The sequence below is a fragment of the Thermoactinomyces mirandus genome (assembly GCF_013868055.1).
GTDB classification, from domain to species: domain Bacteria; phylum Bacillota; class Bacilli; order Thermoactinomycetales; family Thermoactinomycetaceae; genus Thermoactinomyces; species Thermoactinomyces mirandus.
Genome location: NZ_JACEOL010000025.1, coordinates 1 through 26250, shown reverse-complemented (window position 1 = coordinate 26250; position 26250 = coordinate 1). Strand labels below are relative to the sequence as shown.

The window sequence follows — 26250 nt, the reverse complement described above, 5'->3', positions numbered from 1 at the left end:
CTGGTTACCATATTGTATGCCCCCGGTCAATTACAATAGCTGAGCCAGTAATAGATTCAGCAGCGTCAGAAGATAAATACGTTAACAAGTGACCTATATTTTTTTTATCCACCAGTTTTTTTGTCGGAATAAATCGGTCAATAAAGTTTTTACCGGCTTCACTGGCAAAATAGGCTTTATTATTTATTGTATCTGAATATCCCAATAACAGGGTATTTATACGAATATTGTATGGAGCAAATTCAATGGCCAAAGACTTTGTAAGTCCGATAAGTGCTGCCTTGGAGGTGGCATAATGGACAACCGTCGGAACGGGATTTTTTGCCAGAATGCTGGAAAAGTTAATAATACATCCCTGTTTTTTCTCCATCATCCCTTTTAAAAACAGCCTTGAAAGACGCACAGCTGATAAACAATTTACCTGAAACATAGTCAGCATATCCTTGTCAGTAATTTCCGAAAAATATTTTGAATCGCCTTCTCCAATATTGTTGAGAATAACATCAATACTTGAGGAATATTCTCTTTTTAATCTCTCCAGGAATTCATCATCCATAACATCTCCCTGAAAAAACTCATCAATATAATCCATGTTGTCGTCCTGATCAGGAGAGCGTTTATCAAAACCAATGATATAAGCACCATTTTCTTTTAAAATTCTCAAAGAGTGATTCGATATATCCCCTAAAACTCCAGAAATAATAATAGTTTTATTTTTTAATAACATATAAGCCATTCTCCTCTCTATGATTGTACAGTAAATCAACCAGCGCCGGAAACATGTTTTTATAATAAGAACACATTTCTGATGGTGAATGTAAGTTTCCAAAAACGTTATAACTTTTTTTCGGACAACCGGCATGACACATCTCTTTCCATTCACACACCTTACATTGTTCAATCTGATTTGTTTTTCTGTTATGGATCTCAGCTACAATCGGGTGTTGTTTCATATTTCTGAAACTGATGTCAAACACATTTCCCAATAAAAATTCAGGCATTCCGATCATTTCTTCACATGGATAAACTTCACCATCAACATCAAGGGCAATCATTTCATTTCCTGCCCCGCAAGATGATTTCAAGCACATATAAGTTCTGTCAAATGATTGAATTGCATTGATTTCGCCAATTACCAGATTACTGAAAATGCCCAGGGAATCCTTGTCTTTGGAATACAGCTCTTTAATAAGGCCAAAAAACTTGCTGAAATATTTTTTCCCATCCAGATAGTAATCCGAGTTTAATTCGCTTACTTTAAAGATCGGCAAAAAACGGATTCCTTGCACTCCTGTTTTGGATAAAACATGATACATTTCTTCCAGACAGTCCAGATTTTTACTGTGAACAACTGCACATGCTTCTACTTTCAGCCCCTTTTTAATCATTTTTGCAATATTATTCAAGATTATATCAAAAGTCCCTTTTCCACTATGTGTTACCCTGTAGGAATCGTGCACCTCTTTGGTCCCATCAATGGAAACACGAATTTTAAATTTGTTTTGCGTCAGAAAATCAATATGTTTATCTGTCAAACGATATGCATTTGTTTGAATGGAAAAACCAATATGATGAAACTTTGTTTTAAATTCTTCTTTCACACGATCTACAAATTGCTGGATAACTTCCATCGACATCGTGGGTTCTCCACCATGAAACTCAAAAGTAATAGACTTGCTGCCAGAATCATATATTTTTTCAGCTGCCTCAAGCATGGTTTCCAATCTGATTTTTTTCCTGGTTCCTGGTTCGGCCAAATAACAATATGCGCAGGCCAGATTGCAATAATTATGAATATGGAAAATACACAAGTTAATGTGCCTTGCAGTTGGTCTGAGAAAGCGTTCATAATTATGTTCGCTGCTTACAGTGGAGTTGAGATATTGATCAATCGATACGATTCCTCTTTTTACCAGAGTATAAATAAAGTCAATAATGAAGGTTCTGTCGAATTGCGGATTCAGAGCGATGATCTCCTCAATGCTTTTTTTCCCTTCCATTGTTCTTAAGCGGGATAACAGCCGGTAAGCAATGGAATCTTTATCTATAACGATGAGACCCCCTGTCATGGAATTAATAAAAAACATCTTTGGTGAATATTTTTCCACCTCTTCCAATGGAAAAAACTCTATTTTACTGGAAAGAGAAAACTCCACTGTCTTCAATTTATTACATCTCCTTTAATATAAGAATCAACTATCAACAATATGTCCCCTTTGAACATTGCAGTAAGGCACCTCGCTGAATTATTTTGCCAGAAAACCGATAATTCAGCGAGGGCCTTCAGGTTTCAATCAGGAAAACATTGAGTAACGAAAAAACATATTTTTTAAGTAGCTACCCAACTGGTTGGCTTTTCAGCATCCTTAACTTCAAATACCAAAACATTCTCTTTTTTCATTACAAGAGTCACCTCCTTTGAGTTTTTCGTAATAATTATATATTAACATTTCTAAATAATCAAACTATTATTATGAAAATGAATAGATTTATTATTTATTATTCGGTTCAACATCAAGATCTCTCACTTTATGTCATACAGGCAAAACTTTACCTGTTTGAAACCACTCAAGCCAGTCTTTGAATATATAGTCGATAGAAAATTGTAAATAAACAAAAAATAGCTCTTTTTCACTATTTTTTTGTTTTTTGTTCAAAGATAAACTAATGGTGGTTGATCTCTTTACAACAGGAGGAAAACAGATTGCAACCATTCATCAACAATCCGGACTTTTACTGGGAATTGGTCAGAAAGAACATTGGGGTTTACTCGAAAGAAGAACAGCAAAAGTTAAAGGAATCGAAACTGATTATTTTTGGTTTGGGCGGAGTCGGCGGGGTGCAGGCAATCCTGGCTGCGCGCATGGGAATCGGTCATGTTACGGGAATTGATCCGGACGAATTTGAAATCTCCAATATGAACCGACAGATGCTGGCCTCTGTTTCGGTATTGGGACAAGCCAAGGCAAAAGTTGCCGAGGATACGGTGAAAGATATCAATCCTTCGATCTCCGTCCGGTTTGTCCAGACGAGCGTGGATGAACACAATGCCGCTGACCTGATTAAAAACCATGATGTGGTTATTGAAGCGGTCGATGACATGCCCTCCCGGGTGATCATTCACCGGACTGCCCGTGAATTGGGCATTCCCAGTGTCGGCATGTCCGGCAGTCCTCCCCATCGGGGATTCGTTTCCTCCTTCTTTCCAGACGGGATCCATTACGAAGATATCCTGAATCTGCCGGGAAAAGGGATGAAACTGACCAACAGAGAGTTACGGAAACAGATTGCGAATATCAAAAAGAAGCGGGCCTGGTATTCCGTGGAACAGGGAGCTCCCCGTGAATGGGCAGAAGCATTTTGCTCCGGCAAAGCCGGCTGGATTATCACTCCTGTCCGGGCAATGCTCCTGGCTACCTTCAGTTTTCATGAAGCCGTCCAGATACTGACAGGCCAAATCCCCATGGCTCCCGCACCAAAAGCAATCCTGATCAATCTGGATTCTGAGCATCCGGTACAAGTCAAAACCGCCCCGGACAGCGGTTGGAATTACGCACATCTGTAAAAATCCGGCAAAAGGAGTACAACTCATGGCCAATTCAGAAAATCACTATCGGTATGAAGAAATCTTTTCCCGCAATATTGGAGTGATTTCCAGGGAAGAACAGGACAGGCTGAAGCGTGGCCGTGTTACCGTCGTCGGGGCGGGCGGAGTCGGAGGAATCGCCCTCATTCAGCTTGCCCGGATGGGGGTCGGCCAGATTCATGTCATTGAAAAAGATGTTTTTGAAGCAAGCAATTTGAACAGGCAAATGTTAAGTTTTGTCAGTCGCCTGAATAAAAGCAAGGCTGAGGCAGCCCAGGAAACATTAAAAGATATCAATCCGGAAATCGAAGTCAGAATAACCAAACAGTTCATTACCGAGGAAAACGCGAAAGAACTGCTTAAAGATACCGATGTCATCATTGATGCAACCGATCATCTGGTTGCCCGGGTAATCATCCACCGGGCAGCGGCCAAAATCGGTATTCCCTCAATCTGGATAGCGGTGACACCGCCTTTTCGGGGCGGGGTCATGTCATTTACTCCTGCCTCTTCTCCGTATGAAATCGTACTCCGTCATCCTTCTTACAAGCAGCCTTTAACGGATGAGATGAAAGAAAAAATCAACGCTTTGAAAGATCGACGGGCTCTTCATTCCGTGCAGCATGGAGCGGATGCAAAATGGGCCGGCGCCTATGTAAACAGGACAAGCCCCTGGGCCGTCATAGCTCCGGTAGCCAATATTGTCGGGCTGTTGGCCAGCTTTGAGGCATTCAAGTTTATTATTCAAAGAGAAGGACTGAAACCTGTAATTGGTCCGGATCTGATCCGGGTAAATCTGGCCAGCCGCCTAATGGTCGAAGTACAAACCCCGGCTGAAGGCAGCTGGGACAACACGCTCTTGTGAAGCGGGGGAAAATTTATGACTCCGGCATTGATTTCCCTTTTGTTGATTGCGCTGATGTCTGCAATGTTCAGGGACTATTTGCTGTCTTCAGCAGCCATCCTCCTGCTGGTTGTCCACCTGCTCCAGATCAGGCCGGTCACAACTGCTTTACAGAAGTATTCATTTGATATCGGGATCTTTTTCCTCATGATTTTTCTTTTGTTTCCACTGGCCAGCGGAAAATTTGACCCGATGGAAATGACCAAAGAATTGTTAAGCCCGGCCGGGATCATGGCCTTTCTCGCTGGGCTGACCGTTTCCTTTATCGGCGGCAAAGGGCTTGGAATCTTGCCTTCCCAGCCTGTCATCCTGTTTGGTGTCCTGGCCGGTACACTGGTCGGTGTGCTCTTTTTTCGCGGACTCCCTGCCGGTTTAATCATTGCTGCCGGAATTGTCGCTTTGTGCAAATATTTCATTTCATCGTAGATGGAGGGAATTATGAGAAGCCGCAAAAGAACATTGCTCCTTCAAATTATCGTTATTTTAAGTCTGACCTGCATCGTGGGCGGATGCCAGACCAACCTGAACCTAAGTTCTGTCGCCCAGATCAAACCGGAAAACATCGTATTGGAAGAAATCAGAATCCCCAGCACAGACGGGAACTATAAAATCTACCTGCGCCATAAGAAGCTGGCCCGCCAGGAAACTCCCAAAGCGGATGAAGTCGTACTCTTTTTGGAACCTTTCAGTATCCCGACTGCCAAAGCGTTTGATGTGCCCGGATATTCCTGGATGAATGATTTCGCCAAAAAGGGATACGACACCTGGGCCATGGATTTCCGGGGATTCGGGCAATCTGACCGTCCAAAGGAAATGAATGCTCCCCCTGGGCAAAATCCACCTGTCGTTACCCATCGGGAAGCTTTGAAAGATCTGGCCGCAGCTGTTGAAACAATCAAGAAAAACCGGAACGTGGACAGGATCAATCTGGTCGGTTGGTCATGGGGGGCTGTTGTTGCCGGGGAATATGCCGCCTTGCAACCGGAAAACGTCAATAAACTGGTCCTGTATGGCTTTATGCACGGATTCCGGCTTCCTTCCATGACCGAGCCTTTTGAAAGCAAACAAAACCCCGGGAAGTTCAATCCGCAAGCCCCGGCTTACCAGGTAGTCGATTTTGAAACGGGAATGCATCACTGGCACATGATGATGAATGGAAGACCGCTTGCCTCCAGCGAAGCAATGGAAAAAGTTGAAAACGTGTTTGCCGAATCAGACCCAACCGGCAAAAACGGGGCGAGCCGGATGATTCGCCGCCCGATGGGCCCTTTGAAAGATCTGTACTCAATCTGGACCAATCGTCCTCTTTACGACCTGTCCAAAATCACCTCGCCGGTACTCGTCATCTATGGCGATTCCGATTTTTTTGCCGAAAAAAAAGTATTGAGAAAATTAACTGGTACAAAAGAAAAGAAAGAAGTTGTCATCCCGGAAGCAACCCACTGGGTCCTGTACGAAAAAAACAGGGACATATTGCTGGAAAATACCGACCGGTTTTTAAGGCAGCATTAAAGAGAGAGGGGTGGAAGGGTTGAAAAATCTTAAAATCCTCGATTCCACACTCAGGGAAGGCGAACAATATCCCGGAGTCCGCTTCACCAGTCAGGATAAAATCCATCTCCTTCGCCTTCTTGAAGAGTTTTCGGTAGACCTTGTGGAGGTTGGCCATCCGGGCATTTCTCCGGAAGATGAGCAGATTTGCAAGGAAGTGGCAGGCAAGGCACACAAGGCGGAAATCCTGATGCATGCCCGTGCTGTTTCAAGCGAGATTCAGGCAGTATCCCGGGCAAAAGCCCATTGGGTCGGAATTTGGGCCTCAATCAATCCGGTGTCGCTGGCCTCCAAATTTCGGGGAAGAACCCGGCATGAAGTTAAGGACCAGGTCGCCAGTGCGGTCGAGGAAGCCAAGAGGCTGGGACTCCAGGTCCGGTTTACCATCGAGGATGCTTCCCGAACTTCATGGGAGGATCTTTGCTATCTGGGAAAAGCGGCCGTCGATGCGGGAGCGGACCGGATCAGCCTTGCCGACACAACCGGGATATGGGAGCCTGTGACTTGTGCAAATGTGGTGAAAAAAGCAATCAAGGAATTGCATCCGGACATTGAAATCCATCTGCACAACGATTTGGGGTTGGCACTGGCCAACGCTTTGACCGCGATTGACGCCGGCGCAACCGTCGTCGATACCTCCATTTTGGGGATTGGTGAAAGAACCGGTATTGTGGATCTGCTCCAGCTGGCTGTACTTTTGCACGAAAAGAGAGATTGCCGCAAATTTCCGCTGGAACAGATTCCCGGATTGTCACAATCGGTGCAATGGATAACCGGCTTTCGTCCGGAACCTTTAAAACCGGTGACCGGGAAAAACGCCTTTACCCATACGTCCAGATATCATGTACAGGCGGTGGGAAAAGATTCCCGCAGTTATGAACCTTATCCGCCAGTGCGGGTTGGCCGCTCCCGCACCGTTTTGCCACAGCGAGCCAGACTGGGCGTTCCCGTCTTTCCTTACAACTTGAAAATCGGAAAGCCATTTGAAAAAGGGGCTTCCGAACTAAAATATCACCGCAATGGTCCCGGAACCAGATGGGTACTCATGGACAACCGGGTTGATCCGCGTTCCACTCTGTATGTCATTCAACGTTTTTTCAACGATAATCCGCCGGAAAACCATGTCGACCTGCACACCCACCATTGCGACAGCGTCTTTCTCTTCTGGGGAGATACTCCCGACGGCACCGGTCTGATCTGCTCAGTACAAGTGGGGAACGAAGAAAAGGTAGTTCACAGCCCGGTTTCCGTATTTATCCCGGCTGGAGTTGCACATGCCTATTGCTACATTGCAGGCCGGGGAACATATACCAATATCGTCCTGGCACCGGAGTACAATCAAAGTCTGGAAGAGCCGTTTCGTCCAGCCAAACCGGATCGGGATATGGTCTGATCCTAAATCAGGAGCTGTCAGGCTCCTTTTTTCAACCAAAAAAAGATCCCTTTCCTGATTTGCGACGGGTAACCATAATAGAAAAGGAACCTGTCAGCAACAGGCCCCTGCCTTGTCTTACAAGCTGAAAACACAAAAATTGCTGCCAGGTACAAATTTCTGTTACCGGAATTCGCTGAACCGGGGCAATTTGCAGTGTCTCAAGAATGGTTTCCAAGGGCATGTGAAATAAAGAACGACCTCCCGAAATAAGAGGCCGCCAGTCTGCAAACATCGCAACATAACCTCTTATATTTCAGATATCGGGGATCTGCTGGAATTGGCACCGTTTGAACAAAATTTCAATGGTTGCCGAGGCTTCACCTGGCCAGTCCCTCCACCTCTCTGGATAAGAGTATTTACAAATTCATTGGTTGCCAATATTTTAATCATATTATTCTGAGTTATCAACTGTGTTTTATATAATTTTTTTATGATTCTCTTCAACACCCACATGAGACACACGGTTTGGTTCGCATCAAAAAGGAAAAAATGAAAACTGTGCATCCTGGATCAACAGATTTAGTTAGCCTTTTTTCATATGCCGGACCAGAAAATGGCTGTTTCCCCCAAAAAGGGATCTTTCTGATGATTTCATTTTCAGAAACCGTTTACAAAACTGTTTTTTCTTGATAGTATACTAGTATACAAGTATTCAAGTATAAAGAGGTGATCGTTTGAAAGGATTTTATCCTGAAAAAAAATTACCAGAAACCTCAATTGGACAACAGGTGGCTGCTGATTTAAGAATGAGAATTATCTCCAAGGATTTGAAAAGTGGAAGCGTTTTATCTGAAAACAAATTATCTGAAGAATACAATGTCAGCCGATCCCCGATCCGGGAAGCCTTGCGCGTGTTGGAACGGGAAGATCTGGTTCAGTTAAAACGCATGGGTGCCAAGGTAATCGGGATTACCGAAAAGGATATTGATGAAATCTATGATGTAAGGCTGATGATGGAGTCATTTGTTTTCAAACATTTGCTGGAAGAAGAAAATAACGACAGTCTGATCAAAGAGTTGAACAAAATACTGGAAATGATGAAAATCGCGGTCAAATACAAAGATGCCGATGAATTCTCTTTTCGGGATATTGAATTTCATGAAACCATCATCAGATCGATTAATCATCGTTATATCGGGATCCTTTGGTCCAATATCAAACCGGTAATGGAGTGCCTGATTTTATTGGATATGCGGCACAGAATGAAAAACAACTATGATGATTTTCAGCGGGTGCTTGTCAATCACCAGTTGCTGATCCGGTCAATTGGGGGTCCCGCCGTCAAAACGCGGATTTTCCCCGCTAAGGATGAAAATCACAAAAAAGACTAACTTTCAATACCTCTAAGGAGATAAGTTAGTCTTTTTTTGTGGACTTAATTAATATTTAGCGAACGAAGAGAATCTAACGAAGTTGGTTTGCTAGTGAATGAATATTCCCCCAGAAAGTTTATGTGTTCCCAATTAAGAGGAGAAACATGATTCAGTAGCTCTCTATCTAGGAGCCCTTGGTTCTCTAAATACTTGGCAGCTTCGTCAAGGTATATGGTATTCCATACACTAATTGCATTGATGATGATATTAAGCGCACTGGCTCTTTGGAGCTGGGCAACTAAGGATCGTTCTCTTAACTCTCCACGTTTTCCAAAGAAAACAGCTCGTGCTAAAGCGTTCATTGCCTCTCCTTTGTTTAAGCCTCTCTGAATCCGCCGTCTCAATGTTTCGTCTGTGACATAGTCAATAATGAATAGGGTCTTTTCAATTTGCCCCATATACCGAATTGTTTTAGAGACGTTATTTTCCCGATTGTATGATCCCCATTTGTTGAGTACCAAAGACGCAGCTACTTTTCCTTTGACGATAGAGTGAGCAACACGAAGAGCATGGTCATAGTTGTCAATAATGACGTCCGTCTTAATTTTCCTGAGTAAGGACTGTATTCTTTTGAATTCTTTGGGCGGATCAATAGAAAATAATTGAGCTTCACCGACATTTCTAATTCGGGGTGCAAATCGATATCCAAAAATATGACTCAAGGCAAAGACTTGATCCGTGTACCCTGCGGTATCCGTGTAATGTTCTTTAATTTGCAGGTCTGTTTCATGGTGAAGGATTTTGTCAATGGTATGGATGGCTTCACGTGCATTGGAAGGAATGACCTCCACTCCATAGGAAGACAGTTGGTCACTGACAAAGCGGTAAAAGGTGGTTCCTTTCCCATGTCCGTAATGAGGATTTGAATCTGCGTACATAGAGGAGACACCTACTTGAACGCGCATTCCATCTGAGGAAGAAGTTGTTCCGTCGCCCCAATAAAACGCTAAGGCTAAGCGATGTTGGAAATTTACGAGTGTAGCTTGAGCACGATTTAAGGCATCATCATACATTCTCCACTGAGAAGCATTAACTAACTGTTTATATGTAAACTCTGGAGTTGCCTCAGCCATTTTAGTTAAGCCAATATTCGTTCCTAATGCCATCAAAGCGGCAAGAAGTGCTTTCTTTTCCTTAGCTGTAGGTTCATGCCCAGTAGACGCATGTGTCATATGACGAGTGAAATGTGTCCAGCTATCGACTTCCAAGAGCAGATCCGTTAATTTTACTCGGGGCAATAAGGAATAGAGTTTTTTGCTGAGCTGTTCGGCTTCCTCAGGGGTCTCTTTTTCTAAACGATCTACATGGATTTTCCCATCTTCCAGACTTACACCTTCAAGAGAGTTGATGTTTTTGGAAAGCCAATATAGACGATCTGCTAATGCTCTTTTCCGATCAGCTATGTATTCCTTAGCTGTTAAAGGAACGTAGAGGCCTGTTGTTCCTTTTTCTTTAGCTTCAACCCATTCCTGTTCGGGCACAAAGTATTCTTCCAAATCTTTGTATTTCCTGCTGTCTGTAACGTGAATGTCTCCTGAACGAATGTAGTCTTTCAGTTTTGTCAGAGCAGCCAACTCATAATAGGTTTTATCAATATTTCCTTTTGAATCAAAGATATGATTTTGAAAACGCTTCGGAACAAAGTCTAACGGTGCATCATCTGGCACTTTTCTCTTGTTTGTTTCATTCATATCCTTAATTACATGTAAGGCTTGAATCAATGATTCATTGGCTTCAGTTGATTTGAACTCCAGCTTCTCTAACAAGATAGGAGTGTATTGTCGCAGATAGCGGAACCGACTTTTTAATAAATCAATATAATCGTAATTGATAGGTCTAGCTAAGTCTTGTGCTTCATCTCTTTCCTGCTTCAACTGATCCCAGGAGATATATGACTGGATCGCATGGTCCAAATCATCGCCTTTTGCCTTTGCCTCAAGCAAAACGGTTGTTAAATCAACGAATCGCAATAACTTCTGGTTTAAAGCCTTTCCGTTTTCCTTCTGCATATTCTCTTGTGCTTTCTTTCCCTTTCGAAAAAAGATATTAATGACTTTATCATTGATTTCAATCGCTTGATCGGTTAAATCTTGAATGAGATTGATTAAGTAAGCAACAAGAATCCCATATCGTTGCTCTTCCTTAAAACGTCGAAAGGATCGTGCTTCATAACGAGCACCTATACGTGCAAGTTGACGTAAACGCCGTGGATGAATCGAAGATACATCCACTTTGAGTTGAAGGTTCCTCAAATACTCCAATCGATCTAATACCCTTTTAAACGAATCGGGCGAAGGTTGTCCTGGATCTTGGCGAAGCCAAGCAAGAGTAGAAATGGTTTTGTCAGTAGCTACTTCTAGCATCTCATCTATTTGTTTCTTCTGTTCATCGGTTAAAGCTTGAGTAAGTATCCGATAAATCCGTCTCTCAGCTATCATTTTTGCGAACCATACCATGCGTTCAATGGTGGTCATTGCGGGCAAAATCACTTTATTCTGCTTTAGATTTGACAGAGTCTCATGAATTAAATACATGGTATCGCTATTTTCTAAAGCACGGTTCATTAAGTATTTGATCCCTTTCCTGTATTCTTTAGGAGAGAAAGAGATATATCCGTACTCTTCTCTGATTTCTCCTAAGTGTTCATAAAGGGTATTTTCTCTTTGGCCGTATTTGGAAAAAACGCTTGAATCCACTTGAAGTTGGCGAGCAACGTACTCAATCACTTTGTCTGGAATTACTTTGATGTTGGGGAGTGACCAACCTAAATGACGGAGGACACAAATTTGAATAGCTGTTCCAAGCCGGTTAACGTCTCTTCTTCTACTCTTAATAAACATTAAATCCTGTGAGGTAAGCGTATAATAAATGCCTAAATCTCTTTCATCAATGTCCATAGGAACCTGCATCAATTCAAGTCTTTGCTCAGGTGTTAGAAGTTCCTTTCCTCTCAATGTTTCCTTCTCTCCTTCTAGGATGGATTAATCCCAACTAATCATTTCCATTGCATCAGCTTTTTCTTCTTCTCCAGGTTTGATATAACGTAAAGTCATATCAATATTAGGCGTACCATCTGCTTTCAAATGACCAGCGATCTCCGCAACGGTTGAAAGAGGGACTCCAGCCTTTACAAGATTGTGTAAACAGGTATGCCGTAATGCATGACAAGTGAGATTTGACATATTGAGTCGTTTGGCGTAATTTTCGACGATATACTGAACCGCCCTAGTGGTCACTTGACCTGACCGTTGTGAATCAAAGAGATATCCACTTTTTAAGCTACCTTCATACTCGTTTAAATATTGTGTCAATAATTTGCGGATGGATTTGTTTAGGTCTACTTTGCGCTGCTTGTTGTCTTTTCCATATAAGTAAACCCAGCCAGATCTCTCATTGATTTGAATGTCGACCAATTTAATATTGCATAATTCTTCTACTCGCGCGCTGGTGAAATACATCAGTGCGATCATGGCATATTCACGAATCACTTTCCGATACTGTTTCGGATTGCCTAGGAGTAACCGTAATTCTGCAAATAATTTGCGCTCCTGTTGTTCTGTGATCCATTTTGTCTTTAATCGATCCTCTGGGATATACTTGATTTCCTGGGCTGGATTATCTGGAACCAGCTTATTTGCTAACATCCATGAGAAGCACTGCTTTAAATGACGAATGGTAAGGTTGATAGTTCCTGCTTTTAATTTCAGATCTTTTCCTGCTGTTTTTTTGAACAGTTGGATATGTTTTTGAAACGCCTTTTGCAAGGCAGTCAGCCCTCCATCTGCCATTTCGTGAGCCTCTTTCTGTTCCAACCAAGCAACGAAACGGTTGATGGATGATCTATAAGTTGCGACAGTCGATTTACTCAATCCTTTCTTCTCCAAATAGGCATAATAATCGGTCAGTGTGATTTGTTTGCTCATTCTACAAGCACCCTCCATCCACTCATGTAGAACATGACGAGATTCAATGCAGTTAAATATCCCAAAAAACAGCGTTGGATATCTTCATCATACCGAAACTCGTCATATTCTGATAGCGAACATGATGAGTATTCTGAGCTATCTAGATCCCTCCTAGAGTTTGGTATAAACCTAAGTGCCTTAGGAAACAATCAAATAATGATTTGACTATGATATTATCATTCGATTACACTATAATCAAATAAATATTTGATTGTTAGAGTGAGGTGTCTATCATTGAGTGAAGAACGCTGTGAAATATATTGTTATGACGAAGAAAAGGTCAAGCGAGTTCAAACTTCCTTAGAAACGGTTGATCCTGTAGATACAGCCCAACTGTTTAAAGCACTCGCAGATCCAACTCGTTTAAAAATTGCATATGCCTTAGTACAAGAGGATGAGCTTTGTGTCTGTGACGTAGCGAATATCATTGATTCCACGTTGGCTACGGCTTCCCATCATTTACGTTTGCTACGAAATATGGGATTGGCAAAGTATCGGAAAGAAGGGAAATTAGTCTTTTATTCCCTTGATGATGATCATGTAAGGCAATTTGTTCAGTTGGCGTTTGAACATCAGAAGGAGATGACTAGCAATGGAGCAAGCACAAGATAAAAAAGTATATCGGGTTCAAGGTTTTACTTGTGCGAACTGTGCAGCGCAGTTTGAGAAAAACGTAAAAGACATACCCGGTGTGACAGATGCAAAGGTCAACTTTGGAGCCTCTAAAATCTCGGTATATGGGGCTGAACCCACGATTGAGCAATTAGAGAAAGCAGGGTCTTTTGAGAATCTGAAAGTCGTTCCTGAGAATCAAGAAATCCAAGTGGAACGTGTTCCTTTCTGGAAAAACCAAGAGAACATCCGACTCCTTTTTTCCCTTGCTTTTCTGTTAGCAGGTTGGGGAGCCAGCGAGTTTTATGGCGAAGAGGGCTTACTTACGATTCTTCTTTATGCTTCCTCGATTCTCATTGGTGGATACCGACTTTTTATCAAAGGAATCCAAAACTTATTCCGTCTCCAGTTTGATATGGGTACGTTGATGACGATTGCCATTATAGGAGCAGCGGCGATTGGTGAATGGGGAGAAGGAGCCACCGTTGTCATCCTGTTTGCCATTAGTGAAGCCTTAGAACGATATTCGATGGACAAAGCCCGTCAATCCATTCGCTCTCTGATGGACATTGCTCCTAAACAAGCTCTGATCCGACGTGGAGACGAAGAATTAACGGTTCCAGTGGACGAGATTCAAATTGGGGATATCATGATCGTCAAGCCTGGGCAGAAGTTAGCTATGGATGGGGTTGTGGTGAAAGGAACCTCTTCCATCAATCAGGCAGCCATTACAGGTGAGTCGATCCCCGTTGCCAAAACAGTTGATGATGAGGTTTTTGCCGGAACGTTGAATGAAGAAGGTCTATTGGAAGTGAAAGTAACGAAGCGGGTTGAGGATACTACGATCGCAAAGATCATTCATTTGGTTGAAGAAGCACAAGCGGAACGGGCTCCTTCTCAAGCGTTTGTGGATCGATTTGCGAAAATCTATACTCCTGCGATCTTAGTGGCTGGTTTGCTACTAGCGGTTGTCCCGCCTCTTCTCTTCAATGCAGATTGGAGTGATTGGATTTATCGTGGGCTAGCTCTGCTAGTGGTTGGATGTCCTTGTGCCTTAGTCATTTCAACACCTGTTTCGATTGTGACAGCGATTGGAAATGCGGCTCGAAATGGAGTTCTCATTAAAGGTGGGATTCATTTAGAAGAGGCAGGAGCACTCTCTGCCATCGCCTTCGATAAGACAGGAACCTTAACGAAAGGTGTCCCTGCGGTAACAGACATCGTGGCATTTGTGAAAGAAAAAGAGGATGAATACTTAGCGATTACAGCTGCCATCGAGAAAAACTCCCAACATCCTCTTGCTTCCGCGATTGTTCGAAAAGCAGAAGAAAAAGGAATGGATATTCAATCATTGGCAGTAGAAGACTTTACCTCCATTACGGGTAAAGGGGTTCAAGCCAAAGTCCAAGGAACCCTTTATTATGTGGGAAGTCCAGCTTTGTTCAATGAGTTATTACCTAACGGGTTGTCTGAGGATCAGTCTGACTTGATTCTTCAACTCCAAACTCAAGGAAAAACGGTCATGGTTTTGGGAACTGAAATGGAGGCTCTTGCTCTGATTGCGGTGGCAGATGAAGTTCGTGAAAGCAGTAAAGACGTGATTCAACAACTTCACCAATTAGGAATTAAGAAAACCGTGATGTTGACGGGTGATAACGAAGCAACTGCAAAGGCGATTGGGGAGCGTTTAGGAGTCGGAGAAATTCAAGCTGATCTTCTTCCGCATCAAAAGTTAGAGTTTATCAAGCAACTTCGCTCAGATGGTTCCAGAGTTGCGATGGTCGGTGACGGAGTCAATGATGCTCCAGCTCTCGCATCATCAACCGTAGGAATTGCCATGGGTGGAGCTGGTACAGACACTGCCTTGGAAACAGCGGATATCGCTCTCATGGCAGATGATCTACGAAAACTACCATTTACCATCAAATTAAGCCGTCAAGCGCTACGCATTATTAAGCAAAACATTACATTCTCTTTAGCGATTAAAGCAGTAGCCCTATTACTCATTGTTCCAGGGTGGCTCACTCTCTGGATGGCGATCTTCGCTGATATGGGAGCGACCTTGATTGTAACCTTAAATGGACTGAGATTGTTAAAGGTGAAGGAGTAAAACTGAAAACAGCCGATTTCCAGAAATAAAAGGCAATCGGCTGTTTTCACCCTCAGATCACTTACTGACAATGGAGTTTTAACAGAAGAGAGATGGAGGATACCACGATGGAGAATCTTACACCGTTGAAAACGGCTATAGATATCTGGAGGATGAAGAGTGGCAAACCAGAAGACATTCTTTCCCGACAACAATCTCGTTTGGCTGACCTCATCCGTTTTGCGAGATTGAACTCCCGATATTATGCAAAAAAATACAGAGAGTTACCAGAAAACATCACCAACTTACAGCAAACCCCTACCGTCACCAAATCAGAACTCATGGCCCATTTTAATGAATGGGTGACGGACCCGGCTGTAACCATAGAAAGTGTAAAAGAATTCGTGTCAGATATGTCGTTAATCGGACAGCTTTATTTAGGACGCTATATGGTTTCGACCACTTCGGGGTCAACTGGAGTGCCTGGGATCTTTATTCAAGATAAAGGTTCAGATACGATTATGAAAATATTGATGGCTATTCGCGGAACAACAAAATTGAAATGGAGTGACTTGTGGAAATAGGGGTTAAAGGCGGACGAAATGCGGCAGTATGTTCGACAGCGGGACATTTCACAGCATACAGCACGGCTGAACGCATGCGCTTAAAACAGCCTTCAAATGAGAAAATCAGAGTTTTTTCGATTCAATCCCCTCTTTCCACACTGGTCAAAGAACTGAATGAATACCAACCGACTGTGATGGGAGGTTATCCAACCGTGATGGATATATTAGCAGAAGAACAAAAAGCAGGTCGGTTGAATATTCATCCCGTGGCGATCCTTTGTGGTGGAGAACAGTTATAGGGATTTTATATTACTTGATCGCTTAGCGGGGAAAATCCGCGTTTTGACGGCGGAACCCCAATTGAGAAAAAAGACCTCAAATTGGTGGATGAGGCTTTTTACAGAAACTTTAATGATGTAAAGAAACAATCGGACGGATTATGGACAAACCCGGACTCTTTAAAGAAGGCGAATGACTATCATGGATAAAAACAGGTATATGCTTGGTGTTGATTTGGGGACAACCAGCACCAAAGCAGTATTGTTCCGCGAGAACGGAGAAATTGTTGCATCTGAAAATAACGGATATGAATTGTACACTCCGGACATTTATACTGCCGAGCAAGATCCGGAAGACATCTTTCAGGCGGTTCTCCTGTCTATTGGCAATGTAATGAAAAAATCAGGCATCGATCCCAAAGACCTGTCGTTTGTTTCATTCAGCAGCGCCATGCACAGCGTGATTGCTGTCGATGAAGACAACCGGCCTCTGACACGCTGTATTACATGGGCGGATAACCGCAGTGCCAAATGGACGGACAAAATAAAACAAGGGCTTCATGGACATGACATTTACACCAGGACGGGCACACCGATCCATCCCATGTCTCCTTTATGCAAAATTGCCTGGCTGGAGCATGATGTTCCGGAGATTGCCTCCAAAACAAAAAAATATATCGGAATCAAGGAGTATGTGTTCTACAAACTTTTCCATAAATATGCAGTGGATTATTCAATTGCATCCTGTACCGGACTGATGAACCTGGCATCCCTGGACTGGGATCAGGGAGCATTGGAAGTTGCCGGAATCACAGAAGATAAATTGTCCCCAATTGTATCCACCAAAGAGGTATTTACCGGCTGCAATCAAACCTGGGCCGGGCAGATGGGAATCTTGCCGGAGACGCCATTTGTCATTGGGGCAAGTGATGGCGTCCTGTCCAATGTCGGTGTCGGAGCGGTAAAAAAAGGCGAAATCGCCGTAACGATCGGAACCAGCGGGGCGATCCGGACGGTGATCCCCAAACCGCAAACCGATCCGAAAAGCCGGATTTTCTGTTACGCGTTGACCGAAGACTGCTGGGTCATTGGCGGTCCGGTCAATAACGGCGGCATTGTATTTCGCTGGATTCGGGATGAACTGGCAGCGAGTGAAACGGAAACAGCCAAACGGCTGGGAATGAATCCTTATGATGTACTGACCAAAATTGCCAGCCTGATCAAACCGGGTGCGGATGGATTGCTGTTTCTCCCCTATCTGTCCGGAGAAAGAGCACCTTTCTGGAATGCGGATGTTCGCGGATCCTTTATCGGACTGACTTTGAGTCACAAACGGGAACATCTCATCCGGGCCGCCCTGGAAGGGGTTATTTACAATCTGTATTCCGTATTTCTGGCATTGGTCGAAGTAATGGATCATCCCGTCACTTCCATAAAAGCAACTGGCGGCTTTGCCAGATCAGAGTTATGGCGGCAGATGCTGGCCGATATTTTTGACCAGGAAGTAATTGTTCCGGAAAGTTACGAGTCTTCCTGCCTGGGAGCCTGTCTGTTGGGGCTTTTGGCCTTTGGGAAAATTGATTCCTTCGATGTTGTGGAAGACTTGATTGGAGAAACACACAAACACAAGCCAGAACCCTCCAATGTCAAGGAGTATCGCAAACTGGTGCCGATTTTTATCCGTCTTTCGCGGACCTTGGAAAAAGAATATGAACAGATCGCCCAATACCAGTCAGAGTTGACAAAGTAAAGCCTGCAATAGGCAATTAAAACATGATTGGAGTGAAAACAATGGAACATATTTTGCCGCTATTGATCGTTGCTGCCGGAATCGGTGTTTTATTGTTTCTGATCACGAAAATAGAGCTGAACACGTTTATTTCACTTATTGTTACGGCCTTTTTGATTGCTCTGGCATTAGGCATGCCGCTGGACAAAATTGTCGAATCGATTGAGGGCGGAATGGGCGCTACACTCGGCAGTATTGCATTAATCTTCGGATTTGGCGCCATCCTTGGCAGGCTGGTTGCAGACGCTGGCGGGGCGCAGCGAATTGCTGTTACGTTAATTGATAAATTTGGACAAAAAAACATTCAATGGGCAGTTGTGATCTCTTCCTTTATCATCGGCATCGCCCTGTTTTTTGAAGTAGGCCTTGTATTATTGGTTCCAATTGTCTATCAAATCGCCAAACAGTCAAAAGTTTCCGTTTTGTATCTGGGTATCCCAATGGCTACGGCATTATCGGTTACCCACGGATTCCTGCCTCCGCATCCCGGTCCAACTGTTATTGCCCAACAGTATGAAGCAAATATTGGAATGGTATTAATCTATGGAATCATTCTTGCTATTCCGGCTGTAATTATCGCCGGTCCATTATTCACCAAACTGGTCAAAAAAATCAGTTCTGAATCATTTCATAAAACCGCTTCCGGGGACTTTGATGCGATCAGCACGACCAAATCTTTTAAACTGGAGGATACTCCAGGGTTTGGGATCAGTGTTTTCACTTCCCTGTTGCCGGTAATTCTGATGGCTGTCACAACCATTGTCGACTTGATCCAGGATCTGGGCAATGTGCCGGACAACTTTCTTTTCAACGTAATTCATCTGATTGGGGAACCAACAACGGCCCTGCTCATTTCTGTATTGCTTGCGGTCTATACAATGGGTGTAAAACAGAATATCCCTATCAAACAGGTGATGAAATCCGCGGAAGAATCCATCCGTGCCATTGGGATGATGCTGCTCATTATCGGCGGCGGAGGAGTCCTGAAACAGGTGCTGATCGATGGCGGTGTCGGCGACTCCGTATCCGCACTGTTTGCAGGCAGCCAAATGTCCCCGCTGTTATTGGCATGGCTGATTGCAGCAATCTTGCGAATCGCACTTGGTTCGGCAACCGTTGCCGCACTGACAACAGCCGGTCTGGTTATCCCGCTGATGCAGGGAACCAATGTCGATCCGGCCCTGATGGTTCTGGCAACCGGTGCCGGCAGCCTGATCGCTTCCCATGTCAATGATGCAGGCTTCTGGATGTTTAAGGAATTCTTTGGCCTCAGCCTGAAAGAAACTTTTTCAACATGGACCTTATTGGAAACGATTATTTCCGTTGTTGGCCTGGCCGGGGTCCTGATCCTCAATTTGTTTGTTTAAAGGGTGGCATACATTGAAAAATTCGATCGGTTCTATGGTTTAGGGGTAATAGGGTCCAATCTGGCAAGAAATATGGCAGGCAAAGGCGAAAAGGTCGCTGTCTGTAACTATAGCCTGATCTGACCCAAAAATTTTCCAGCCAATACTCCAATCGTCAGATTGACCCCCACTATGAACTGAAAAGCTTTATTTACTCACTGGAAAGCCCGCGCAAAATATTTTTGATGGTGGCGGCGGAAGCAGCAGATTCCGTTATCCAATTACTCATTCCTTTGCTGGAGCCGGGAGATATCATCATGGATGGCGGCAACTCCGACTTCCATGATTCCAACAGAAGGATTCGGGAATTGCGGGAACATGGAATCCGGTTTCTTGGTGTTGGTGTATCCGGCGGGGAAAAAGGTGCTTTAAACAGTCCGGCGTTAATGCCAGGCGGAGATTTGGAAGCATACCGGCTAGTCGCCCCGATTCTGGAAAAGATCGCCGCACATGTCGATGGGAAACCGTGCTGCACCTATATCGGCCCTGCGGGATCGGGACATTATGTAAAGATGGTTCACAACGGAATTGAATATGCGGATATGCAACTGATTTCAGAAGCCTATCAGTTTCTCAAGGAACAAAATGGCTTATCAGTGCAGGAACTCTCTCATGTGTTCAATTCCTGGAATGAAACAGAATTGAAAAGCTATCTCGTGGAGATTACCGCAAATATCCTTTCCAAAACGGATCAGGAAACCGGAAAACCGATGATGGAAGTGATTCTGGATAAAGCCGGGCAAAAGGGAACGGGAAAATGGTCCAGCCAGGAAGCCCTGGATCTTGGGGTACCTTCCACAATTATCACGGAAGCAGTTTACGCCAGGTATCTTTCTTCCATGAAATCGGAAAGGATCTGTGCGGAAAAACTTCTAGCAGGCTCTTCCCCTGCCAAAGAGAAAATGGATAAGGAATACTGGGTGAATCTCGTGAAGGAAGCTCTGTATATGGGCAAACTTTGTACTTACGCCCAGGGATTTTATCAATACCAGGGAGCTTCCGCAAAATATGGCTGGTCTCTTGATCTGGGAGAAATTGCTCTGATTTTCCGTGGCGGATGCATTATCCGGGCAGATTTCCTGAATAAGATCTACCGTGCCTTCAAGGAAAACAGGGACCTGGCCAATCTGCTGCTGGCACCCTGTTTCCTGGAGAAAACAAACCGTTATCAGGCTTCGTTGCGAAAGGTTGTAATGAAAGGAATGGAAAGCGGTTTGTCGTTACCGTGTTTCAGTTCTGCACTGTCATTCTGCGATGGCTGCCGCTCCTCCCGAACAGGAGTCAACCTGATCCAGGCGCAGCGGGACTATTTTGGGGCACACAAATATGAACGTATTGATCAGGAAGGCACATTTCATACCAATTGGCTGGAGCCCGGCGCAATAAAGTCATCTTTGAAAACAGACATTTAAATATTTCATAAAAACCCGAACGGAACTCCAAGACCGTTCGGGTTTAACCATTGCAAAGGGGCAGCATTGAAAATGCCTTCCTGTATATGTTTTTTATACATACTGAAAACGGGGTTTGCCTAACCTTTCTTCTGCCCCATACAAAATCCCCTGTCTGACGAAAAGACAGGGAATCGGCCGAAAAATATCATTTTTTTGAGGTTGCCATAAACTTGTCTATAATTAAGGCGAGCGCGCCGTCGCCCGTTACATTGGTTGCGGTTCCAAAGCTGTCCTGCGCCATGTAAAGGGCAATCATCAGCCCAATGGCCTCTTTATCAAAACCGAGCATGGAGGCAAGAATACCCGTTGCTGCCATAACCGCCCCACCCGGAACACCCGGTGCAGCAATCATGACCACTCCCAGCATCAGAATGAAAGGCAGCATCTGGGAAAAACCAGGGATACTATAGCCATCCAGGACCGCCATTACCGCGATCGAACAACTGGTAATTGTAATCGTGCTTCCCGAAAGGTGGATAGTTGCATTCAAGGGAATGCTGAAGTTGGCAATTTCCTCCCGCACGCCGTTTTCTTTTGTTTGCCTTAACGTAACAGGTATTGTTGCCGCACTGCTCATGGTACCAAGTGCGGTAAAAAATGCCGGCAACATTGTTTTTAGCAAGGAAAACGGATTTCTTTTGTTATAGGTTCCGGCAATGGTATACAGAATGAACAGCCACACCCAATGGGTAAGCACGGCAACAACAAGTACGATCCCAAAGACCTTCAGTGTATTGAAGACCGTTCCGGCTGCAGCAAGTTCCGCGAAAATACCAGCGATGTAAAAAGGAAGCAATGGAATGATGATTTTAACAATAACCAGTTCAATAATTGACTTTCCTTCATCAAAAACTTTCATGAGAAACTGGCTGTTCAACTTGGCAATACCTACCCCAAACACAAAAGCCAGAACCAATGCGGTAATAACACCCATGAGCGGTTCAATTTCAAAAGTAAGGAAACCTTCAAGCCCTTTTCCTTCTTCTGGTACCGCACCTCCTGAAGCGATAAAAGGCATAATGAACGTCGCGACAAAAAAAGCACCAATCCCGGCGATCAAAGTAGAAGTATATGCCGCGCCCAGGGATATGCCTAATAACTTTCCGGATTCATTGCCCAGTTTGGAAATTCCGGAAGCAATGAAAAATAAAATAATTAAAGGAATAACGAAATTAATAAATTCACCAAAAACATCCTTAAATGTAATAGCCAGGCGAGTAATCCAGTCGATTCCAGCCAGGCCAATAAAAATACCTGCAATGATCCCTGCGACCAACTTTGCGATTAACTTCACCATCATCCCACCTTTTAGTAAGATTTTTTTAAGAGGAGTATTGTTTTTAATATAAATATATGTTTAAATATATCTTACAATTATATAATGTATTATTTTATATACTAAATCAAGATTATGATTAAAAATCGAAATAGTAGCTTTATTGAGTTTTTTGCTTTTTCAACCCTTCAATTATCTGAAAAGCCAATCATCCTCCCTGAACCCGATTTAACTGAAACTTTCCGCGAAATAAAAAAATAGCAGCAAATTCATGTGTCTTCAAAGTGACTTCCTACTTGTATGCCTCATCTTTTACCTCTGTTTACTTGAAGCAACCCCTAGTCTTTCAACCTCCAGGTTTATCCATCCTAAAGAATTTCGGTTTGTCAGGATTCACCTCTTTGTTATCTCGAAAATCATTTTTTGAGCCTTGAGTTTAAGCTCTGCTTTCATATGATATTTGAAGCTAAGGTCCATCCTGGAAAACAAGGAAAGTATATACAGGGTCACCCCAATTATCAAAAGGGAAAAAGTATCTTTACAGGTAACGCCCAAAGACTTTTGGATGAATATGCAGGAACAGGTCAAAAAATTGGTAGTAATAAAGAACGAGTAAATTTTAAACAAATTATTGGGAAATGGGTAGATCTTAATACAGGAGAGGCCTTTAATACTACTAAAGGTATTATTATTCGAAAAATGGTGCTCATATTGTCCCGAGACCTTAGTGAGGGAGAAAAAATGAATGTTGATGAATTTATTAAGGCGTTACTCCGGTATCCAAATGGTACGAAAATGATATTGGAATGGAAAAATGGTTTGCGAATTCAAGGCTTGATAGACACAAGTTATGAAACGGACAATGGATTAGAGTTGGAAGATGAAGGTTATGAGGAATACTATGCTTTAGCTGTCAAAATTCTTTCCGTTGAAAAAATCCATCTGTGAAGCCTTAAAAGAAAATACTTTATTTGAACTATCCAAGCTCAATAAACCTCATAAAATTTTTTTGGAGAATGGTGTGTTGATTTGACAGGAAAGGTAAATTGAATTACAAGGATTTGAATTACTGAGTAAAATATTTGTTACAGGAGCTTGTGACTTGACTGCAAATGAATGGGTCAAGTGCTTTTTTATTTGTAATAAAATTGGTCTTTTAAATTAATAAGGGGCAGGCCTGACAGACACTGTCCCTTGCAAGAATATTTTTTGGAAAACCAACTATTTTATAAACTTTATCTGCTCACCATTTTCCTCTTTCAAAATCTTCATTTTCCAGTTCTTTTACGTATACTGCAATCCATAATACTGAATGTTCAACAGGATCAGTTTCAATAAATACACCTTTCGGACTGCAATATACCTCTTCAAAATCATCATAGATAAAGCTGGGTTCGTGTTGTAATACCTCATCGATATGCATTCCAATACGGATTTTATCAAATAACTTTCCTTTATAATTTTTCAAGGCTGTTATCTTAAACAACTTGCCATTCATTATATTAAACCACAAATCGACTGAATCTTTTATTTCGTATCTTATTAAAAACTTTCCTAAAAGTACAGGCTCACTCTTTGAGTGTACGATGAGATCATAAAATTGACTAATGTGACTATATAGTCTAATCCCACCCATTCCTTTCCAAGGAAGAATAGGTGCATCCAGTTTTATCAATTTCACTTCCTCCCTGTAAAAATAATTTTGGCAGTTTCTTTTCCATCAGTTTTATAATTACTCTCCAGACCATCAACAATTTTAATAATCCCTTGATCGTTAGTACTTATTTTTACATAAGGACTTGATCCATGTCTTCCTCCACCAGGTGAAACCTGAACTTGAGTAATATTCTTGCCAGCGCCTGGATTGTTAATTTTAATAATCTGTGCTCCTGAACGTGATTTAGTTGAAGCTTTAATTGTTACATCATATCCAGCTTCCCTCAACATATTCGCGATATCGTTGGCAGATTTTCCACTAAATAAATGAGGATTATCTTCTATGTCTTTAATGGATATTCTTCCATTCTTAAATATGGTCCCCCAGCTACCCCCGCTCCCATCCATCCGATCAACCTGAGGTTTTCGAGGAATGTCCGGGGGGCTGCCGGCTGGCTGTAATCGGGGACCTAACCCCAACCGCTCTGCCAGATCATCGATATGGATACCGAATCTCTTCAACAATTTCTTTCCGCCATTAAAAAGTCCTTTCAGTTTGGATCAGATTGATCAGAAACAATAAAGATCCAAAAACCCCTCCGAACGGTCTTTGCACTAGCGGGAGGGGTTATTTTTCTCTGATCATTTTTTATTCTCTATTCTCTCCAATACGCTTTTGGACGCTTTGCGTTAAAAAATAAACTATAAAGTAAACTCATCATTCGATATCTGCTCTAAAATCTTTTCAATATATGCAACAATTTCATCCAGGTCATCTGAGTCATATTGCTTAACAGGCTGCTCCTAATTAAAATCCCTAGCAACTTGTAATTTAAAGTTTCCTTTCACAGACAATCAGGATACCATCCCAAATCAATCAAAACCGATTTATTGGAAATAAATCTTGGGTAAAATGTAACCATCAAATATCCCTTCATCTAAAGATTTGAGATTTATTTCCGGTAAAGTATGATATTCCACCAACCAACCTTTAGGTATTTTTTAAAGTCTGAAGTTTACTTTCGGGCAATTTTCAATTTCTCTCATGGTAAACTCCAACAGTAAATATTTGATCCAAAACAAATCAAATACCCTTAATTATTCTTTCAAATACTTTTTCTAAACAAATCTCTTGATTGTTTAGTTCAATCAATTTGGTATCTTGGTCCTCCGCAGGTTCGTAACCAATGATTATTTTACCTATTTCATATCTGTTTCTCAGCTTAATAAGATCATCGAGTATTTTTTTTACTTTTAATTTTATCTCCTTTACTCCACCCGTAAAAATTTCATTTTCAGGAAAGTTGATTACAATATCCCCATTTTCCTCATCAAAAGAAAAAACCATCACCACATTGTGCAATTCTATCCCCATCAGGATTTTCTCCAAAACAACATAACCAGTTCCTTTTGGCGACAAAATCTTTTTCATATTTTTCACTTGGGCAAATTCAAGATCTCTTTCTGATTGATGATCATAAAAATGGGATGACTTAATCGTTAAAGCAGGCAACCTCAATTCTTCATAAATAAATGAATTGATATTCTCTTTCCTGAAATCTTTTATCACGATTTCTATATTGTCCATATTCCTTTTAACCTCGCTTACTGATCAATAAAACCTTTGAAAGTTCCGTCCATATTCAAACGCACTCCTCTTCCATCAGGAAGTTTCTTTTCAAGAAACTCAATCCCTCTAGCATTTTTAACTTTTATAAATTCACCTGGCCCATTCAATATTTCTCGAAGATGATTTAAAGCCATTTGATTAATTTGATCTGGACCTCCTTTTACTTTCCCCCAAATATGAGGATTCCTGCCAGCATGTTTCTGTAATGCATGGCCTACAACCATTTCTCCACCTTTTTTAGGTTTCATGGCTGTTTGGATTATTTTATTTTCATCAACCTTTATGAATCCACCTTTTCTGTTATCTCCAGAGCCACTACCCCCTCCCCCGTTTGTCCCTTCTAACTTATTCACCTGAGATTTTTCGGGAATATGCGAAGGGCCACCAGCAGGCTGCAGTCTGGGGCCTAACCCCAACCGCTCTGCCAGATCATCGATATGGATACCGAATCTCTTCAAGAATTTCTTTCCTCCATTAAAAAATCCTTTCAGAGCACCACCTAGTTTTTTACCTGGGCCGGAGGCGATCCCTATGACTGTGATTACTTTATCGACAGGGTCCAGTTTGTCTCCGGAAATCGAGTCTTTCCCGGAAGTTAAATCGATATAATTTTTGATGTTTGAAATAACCGGAATACAATCGACAACAGCACTTGACTTCGGGCACCTCAAAGCTGCCTG

General features: G+C 42.6%; 22 protein-coding genes, 1 pseudogene and 1 riboswitch. Of the genes and pseudogenes, 14 read left to right on the top strand and 9 right to left on the bottom strand.

Going from position 1 to position 26250, the window contains the following annotated elements; translation table 11 throughout:
• Positions 1-4 precede the first annotated feature (4 nt).
• Together H2C83_RS07470 and H2C83_RS07465 are read right to left on the bottom strand one after the other, a co-directional pair.
• Positions 5-727 carry an SDR family NAD(P)-dependent oxidoreductase gene (locus tag H2C83_RS07470; RefSeq protein WP_181739328.1) on the bottom strand — a complete coding sequence of 241 codons (723 nt, stop codon included), beginning with the start codon at positions 725-727 and terminating at the stop codon, positions 5-7.
• The gene (locus H2C83_RS07465) at positions 711-2156 is read right to left on the bottom strand and encodes a radical SAM/SPASM domain-containing protein (protein ID WP_312853879.1); all 1446 of its coding nucleotides are present in this window, start codon (positions 2154-2156) and stop codon (positions 711-713) included. Before H2C83_RS07465 ends, H2C83_RS07470 begins: the two co-directional genes overlap by 17 nt.
• A gap of 548 nt (positions 2157-2704) precedes the next feature.
• Between H2C83_RS07465 and H2C83_RS07460 the strand changes: the two genes are divergently transcribed.
• The 6 genes from H2C83_RS07460 to H2C83_RS07435 all read left to right on the top strand — a co-directional run bounded on the left by H2C83_RS07460 (position 2705) and on the right by H2C83_RS07435 (position 8807).
• On the top strand, positions 2705-3565 hold the full coding sequence (locus H2C83_RS07460) for a HesA/MoeB/ThiF family protein (RefSeq protein ID WP_220184061.1): 861 nt from the start codon (positions 2705-2707) through the stop codon (positions 3563-3565).
• A gap of 25 nt (positions 3566-3590) precedes the next feature.
• The gene (locus H2C83_RS07455; protein WP_181739324.1) at positions 3591-4451 is read left to right on the top strand and encodes a HesA/MoeB/ThiF family protein; all 861 of its coding nucleotides are present in this window, start codon (positions 3591-3593) and stop codon (positions 4449-4451) included.
• Between the two features lie 15 nt (positions 4452-4466).
• Positions 4467-4916: a DUF441 family protein gene (locus H2C83_RS07450; protein WP_181739322.1), complete on the top strand. Its 450-nt coding sequence runs from the start codon at positions 4467-4469 to the stop codon at positions 4914-4916.
• A 12-nt stretch (positions 4917-4928) separates the two neighbouring features.
• The gene (locus tag H2C83_RS07445; protein ID WP_181739320.1) at positions 4929-6002 is read left to right on the top strand and encodes an alpha/beta hydrolase; all 1074 of its coding nucleotides are present in this window, start codon (positions 4929-4931) and stop codon (positions 6000-6002) included.
• A gap of 19 nt (positions 6003-6021) precedes the next feature.
• Entirely contained in the window at positions 6022-7434 is a 1413-nt protein-coding gene (locus H2C83_RS07440) for a LeuA family protein (RefSeq protein ID WP_181739318.1), read from the top strand.
• Positions 7435-7719: 285 nt separating this feature from the next.
• Positions 7720-7829: riboswitch (SAM riboswitch) on the bottom strand.
• Positions 7830-8150: 321 nt separating this feature from the next.
• Complete coding sequence (locus H2C83_RS07435; RefSeq protein WP_181739316.1) at positions 8151-8807, top strand: GntR family transcriptional regulator; 657 nt, start codon at positions 8151-8153, stop codon at positions 8805-8807.
• A gap of 44 nt (positions 8808-8851) precedes the next feature.
• On the opposite strand, the gene H2C83_RS07430 is transcribed toward H2C83_RS07435, so the two are convergent.
• A complete protein-coding gene (locus H2C83_RS07430; protein ID WP_022738250.1) occupies positions 8852-11803 on the bottom strand; it encodes a Tn3 family transposase in 2952 nt (983 codons plus the stop codon).
• Between the two features lie 27 nt (positions 11804-11830).
• Positions 11831-12772 carry a tyrosine-type recombinase/integrase gene (locus tag H2C83_RS07425; RefSeq protein WP_169835476.1) on the bottom strand — a complete coding sequence of 314 codons (942 nt, stop codon included), beginning with the start codon at positions 12770-12772 and terminating at the stop codon, positions 11831-11833.
• A 276-nt stretch (positions 12773-13048) separates the two neighbouring features.
• On the opposite strand from H2C83_RS07425, the gene H2C83_RS07420 reads away from it, so the two are divergent.
• The 7 genes and pseudogenes from H2C83_RS07420 (at position 13049) to gnd (ending at position 20966) form a co-directional block, all read left to right on the top strand.
• A complete protein-coding gene (locus H2C83_RS07420) occupies positions 13049-13426 on the top strand; it encodes an ArsR/SmtB family transcription factor (RefSeq protein WP_022738247.1) in 378 nt (125 codons plus the stop codon).
• The gene (locus H2C83_RS07415; RefSeq protein WP_077719565.1) at positions 13407-15536 is read left to right on the top strand and encodes a heavy metal translocating P-type ATPase; all 2130 of its coding nucleotides are present in this window, start codon (positions 13407-13409) and stop codon (positions 15534-15536) included. Before H2C83_RS07420 ends, H2C83_RS07415 begins: the two co-directional genes overlap by 20 nt.
• Positions 15537-15643: 107 nt before the next feature.
• Positions 15644-16099 carry a hypothetical protein gene (locus tag H2C83_RS07410; RefSeq protein WP_022738244.1) on the top strand — a complete coding sequence of 152 codons (456 nt, stop codon included), beginning with the start codon at positions 15644-15646 and terminating at the stop codon, positions 16097-16099.
• Positions 16090-16380 (top strand): hypothetical protein, encoded by a 291-nt coding sequence (locus H2C83_RS07405; RefSeq protein WP_022738242.1) that lies wholly within the window; start codon positions 16090-16092, stop codon positions 16378-16380. The genes H2C83_RS07410 and H2C83_RS07405 overlap by 10 nt, the downstream gene beginning before the upstream one ends.
• 181 nt (positions 16381-16561) lie before the next feature.
• On the top strand, positions 16562-18109 hold the full coding sequence (gene gntK / locus H2C83_RS07400) for a gluconokinase (RefSeq protein WP_181739314.1): 1548 nt from the start codon (positions 16562-16564) through the stop codon (positions 18107-18109).
• Positions 18110-18162: 53 nt separating this feature from the next.
• On the top strand, positions 18163-19515 hold the full coding sequence (locus H2C83_RS07395; RefSeq protein ID WP_181739509.1) for a GntP family permease: 1353 nt from the start codon (positions 18163-18165) through the stop codon (positions 19513-19515).
• Between the two features lie 12 nt (positions 19516-19527).
• A pseudogene (gene gnd, locus H2C83_RS07390) lies at positions 19528-20966 on the top strand (decarboxylating NADP(+)-dependent phosphogluconate dehydrogenase).
• A gap of 187 nt (positions 20967-21153) precedes the next feature.
• Here gnd and H2C83_RS07385 read toward each other — a convergent pair.
• Complete coding sequence (locus H2C83_RS07385) at positions 21154-22302, bottom strand: dicarboxylate/amino acid:cation symporter (RefSeq protein WP_181739507.1); 1149 nt, start codon at positions 22300-22302, stop codon at positions 21154-21156.
• 405 nt (positions 22303-22707) lie between these two features.
• Between H2C83_RS07385 and H2C83_RS17695 the strand changes: the two genes are divergently transcribed.
• Positions 22708-23232, top strand: a complete 525-nt coding sequence (locus H2C83_RS17695) for a YxxD family cognate immunity protein YxxD (protein ID WP_246333803.1) — start codon at positions 22708-22710, stop codon at positions 23230-23232.
• A 295-nt stretch (positions 23233-23527) separates the two neighbouring features.
• Here H2C83_RS17695 and H2C83_RS07370 read toward each other — a convergent pair whose 3' ends face one another.
• The 4 genes from H2C83_RS07370 to H2C83_RS07355 all read right to left on the bottom strand — a co-directional run.
• Positions 23528-23965, bottom strand: coding sequence for a hypothetical protein (locus H2C83_RS07370; protein ID WP_312853875.1), 438 nt, complete (start codon positions 23963-23965; stop codon positions 23528-23530).
• Positions 23962-24348, bottom strand: coding sequence for a hypothetical protein (locus H2C83_RS07365; protein ID WP_181739310.1), 387 nt, complete (start codon positions 24346-24348; stop codon positions 23962-23964). Before H2C83_RS07365 ends, H2C83_RS07370 begins: the two co-directional genes overlap by 4 nt.
• A gap of 676 nt (positions 24349-25024) precedes the next feature.
• On the bottom strand, positions 25025-25528 hold the full coding sequence (locus tag H2C83_RS07360) for a Cdi1I family immunity protein (protein WP_181739308.1): 504 nt from the start codon (positions 25526-25528) through the stop codon (positions 25025-25027).
• 17 nt (positions 25529-25545) lie between these two features.
• A partial coding sequence (locus H2C83_RS07355) for a tRNase toxin domain-containing protein (protein ID WP_181739306.1) occupies positions 25546-26250 on the bottom strand: 705 nt, incomplete at its 5' end.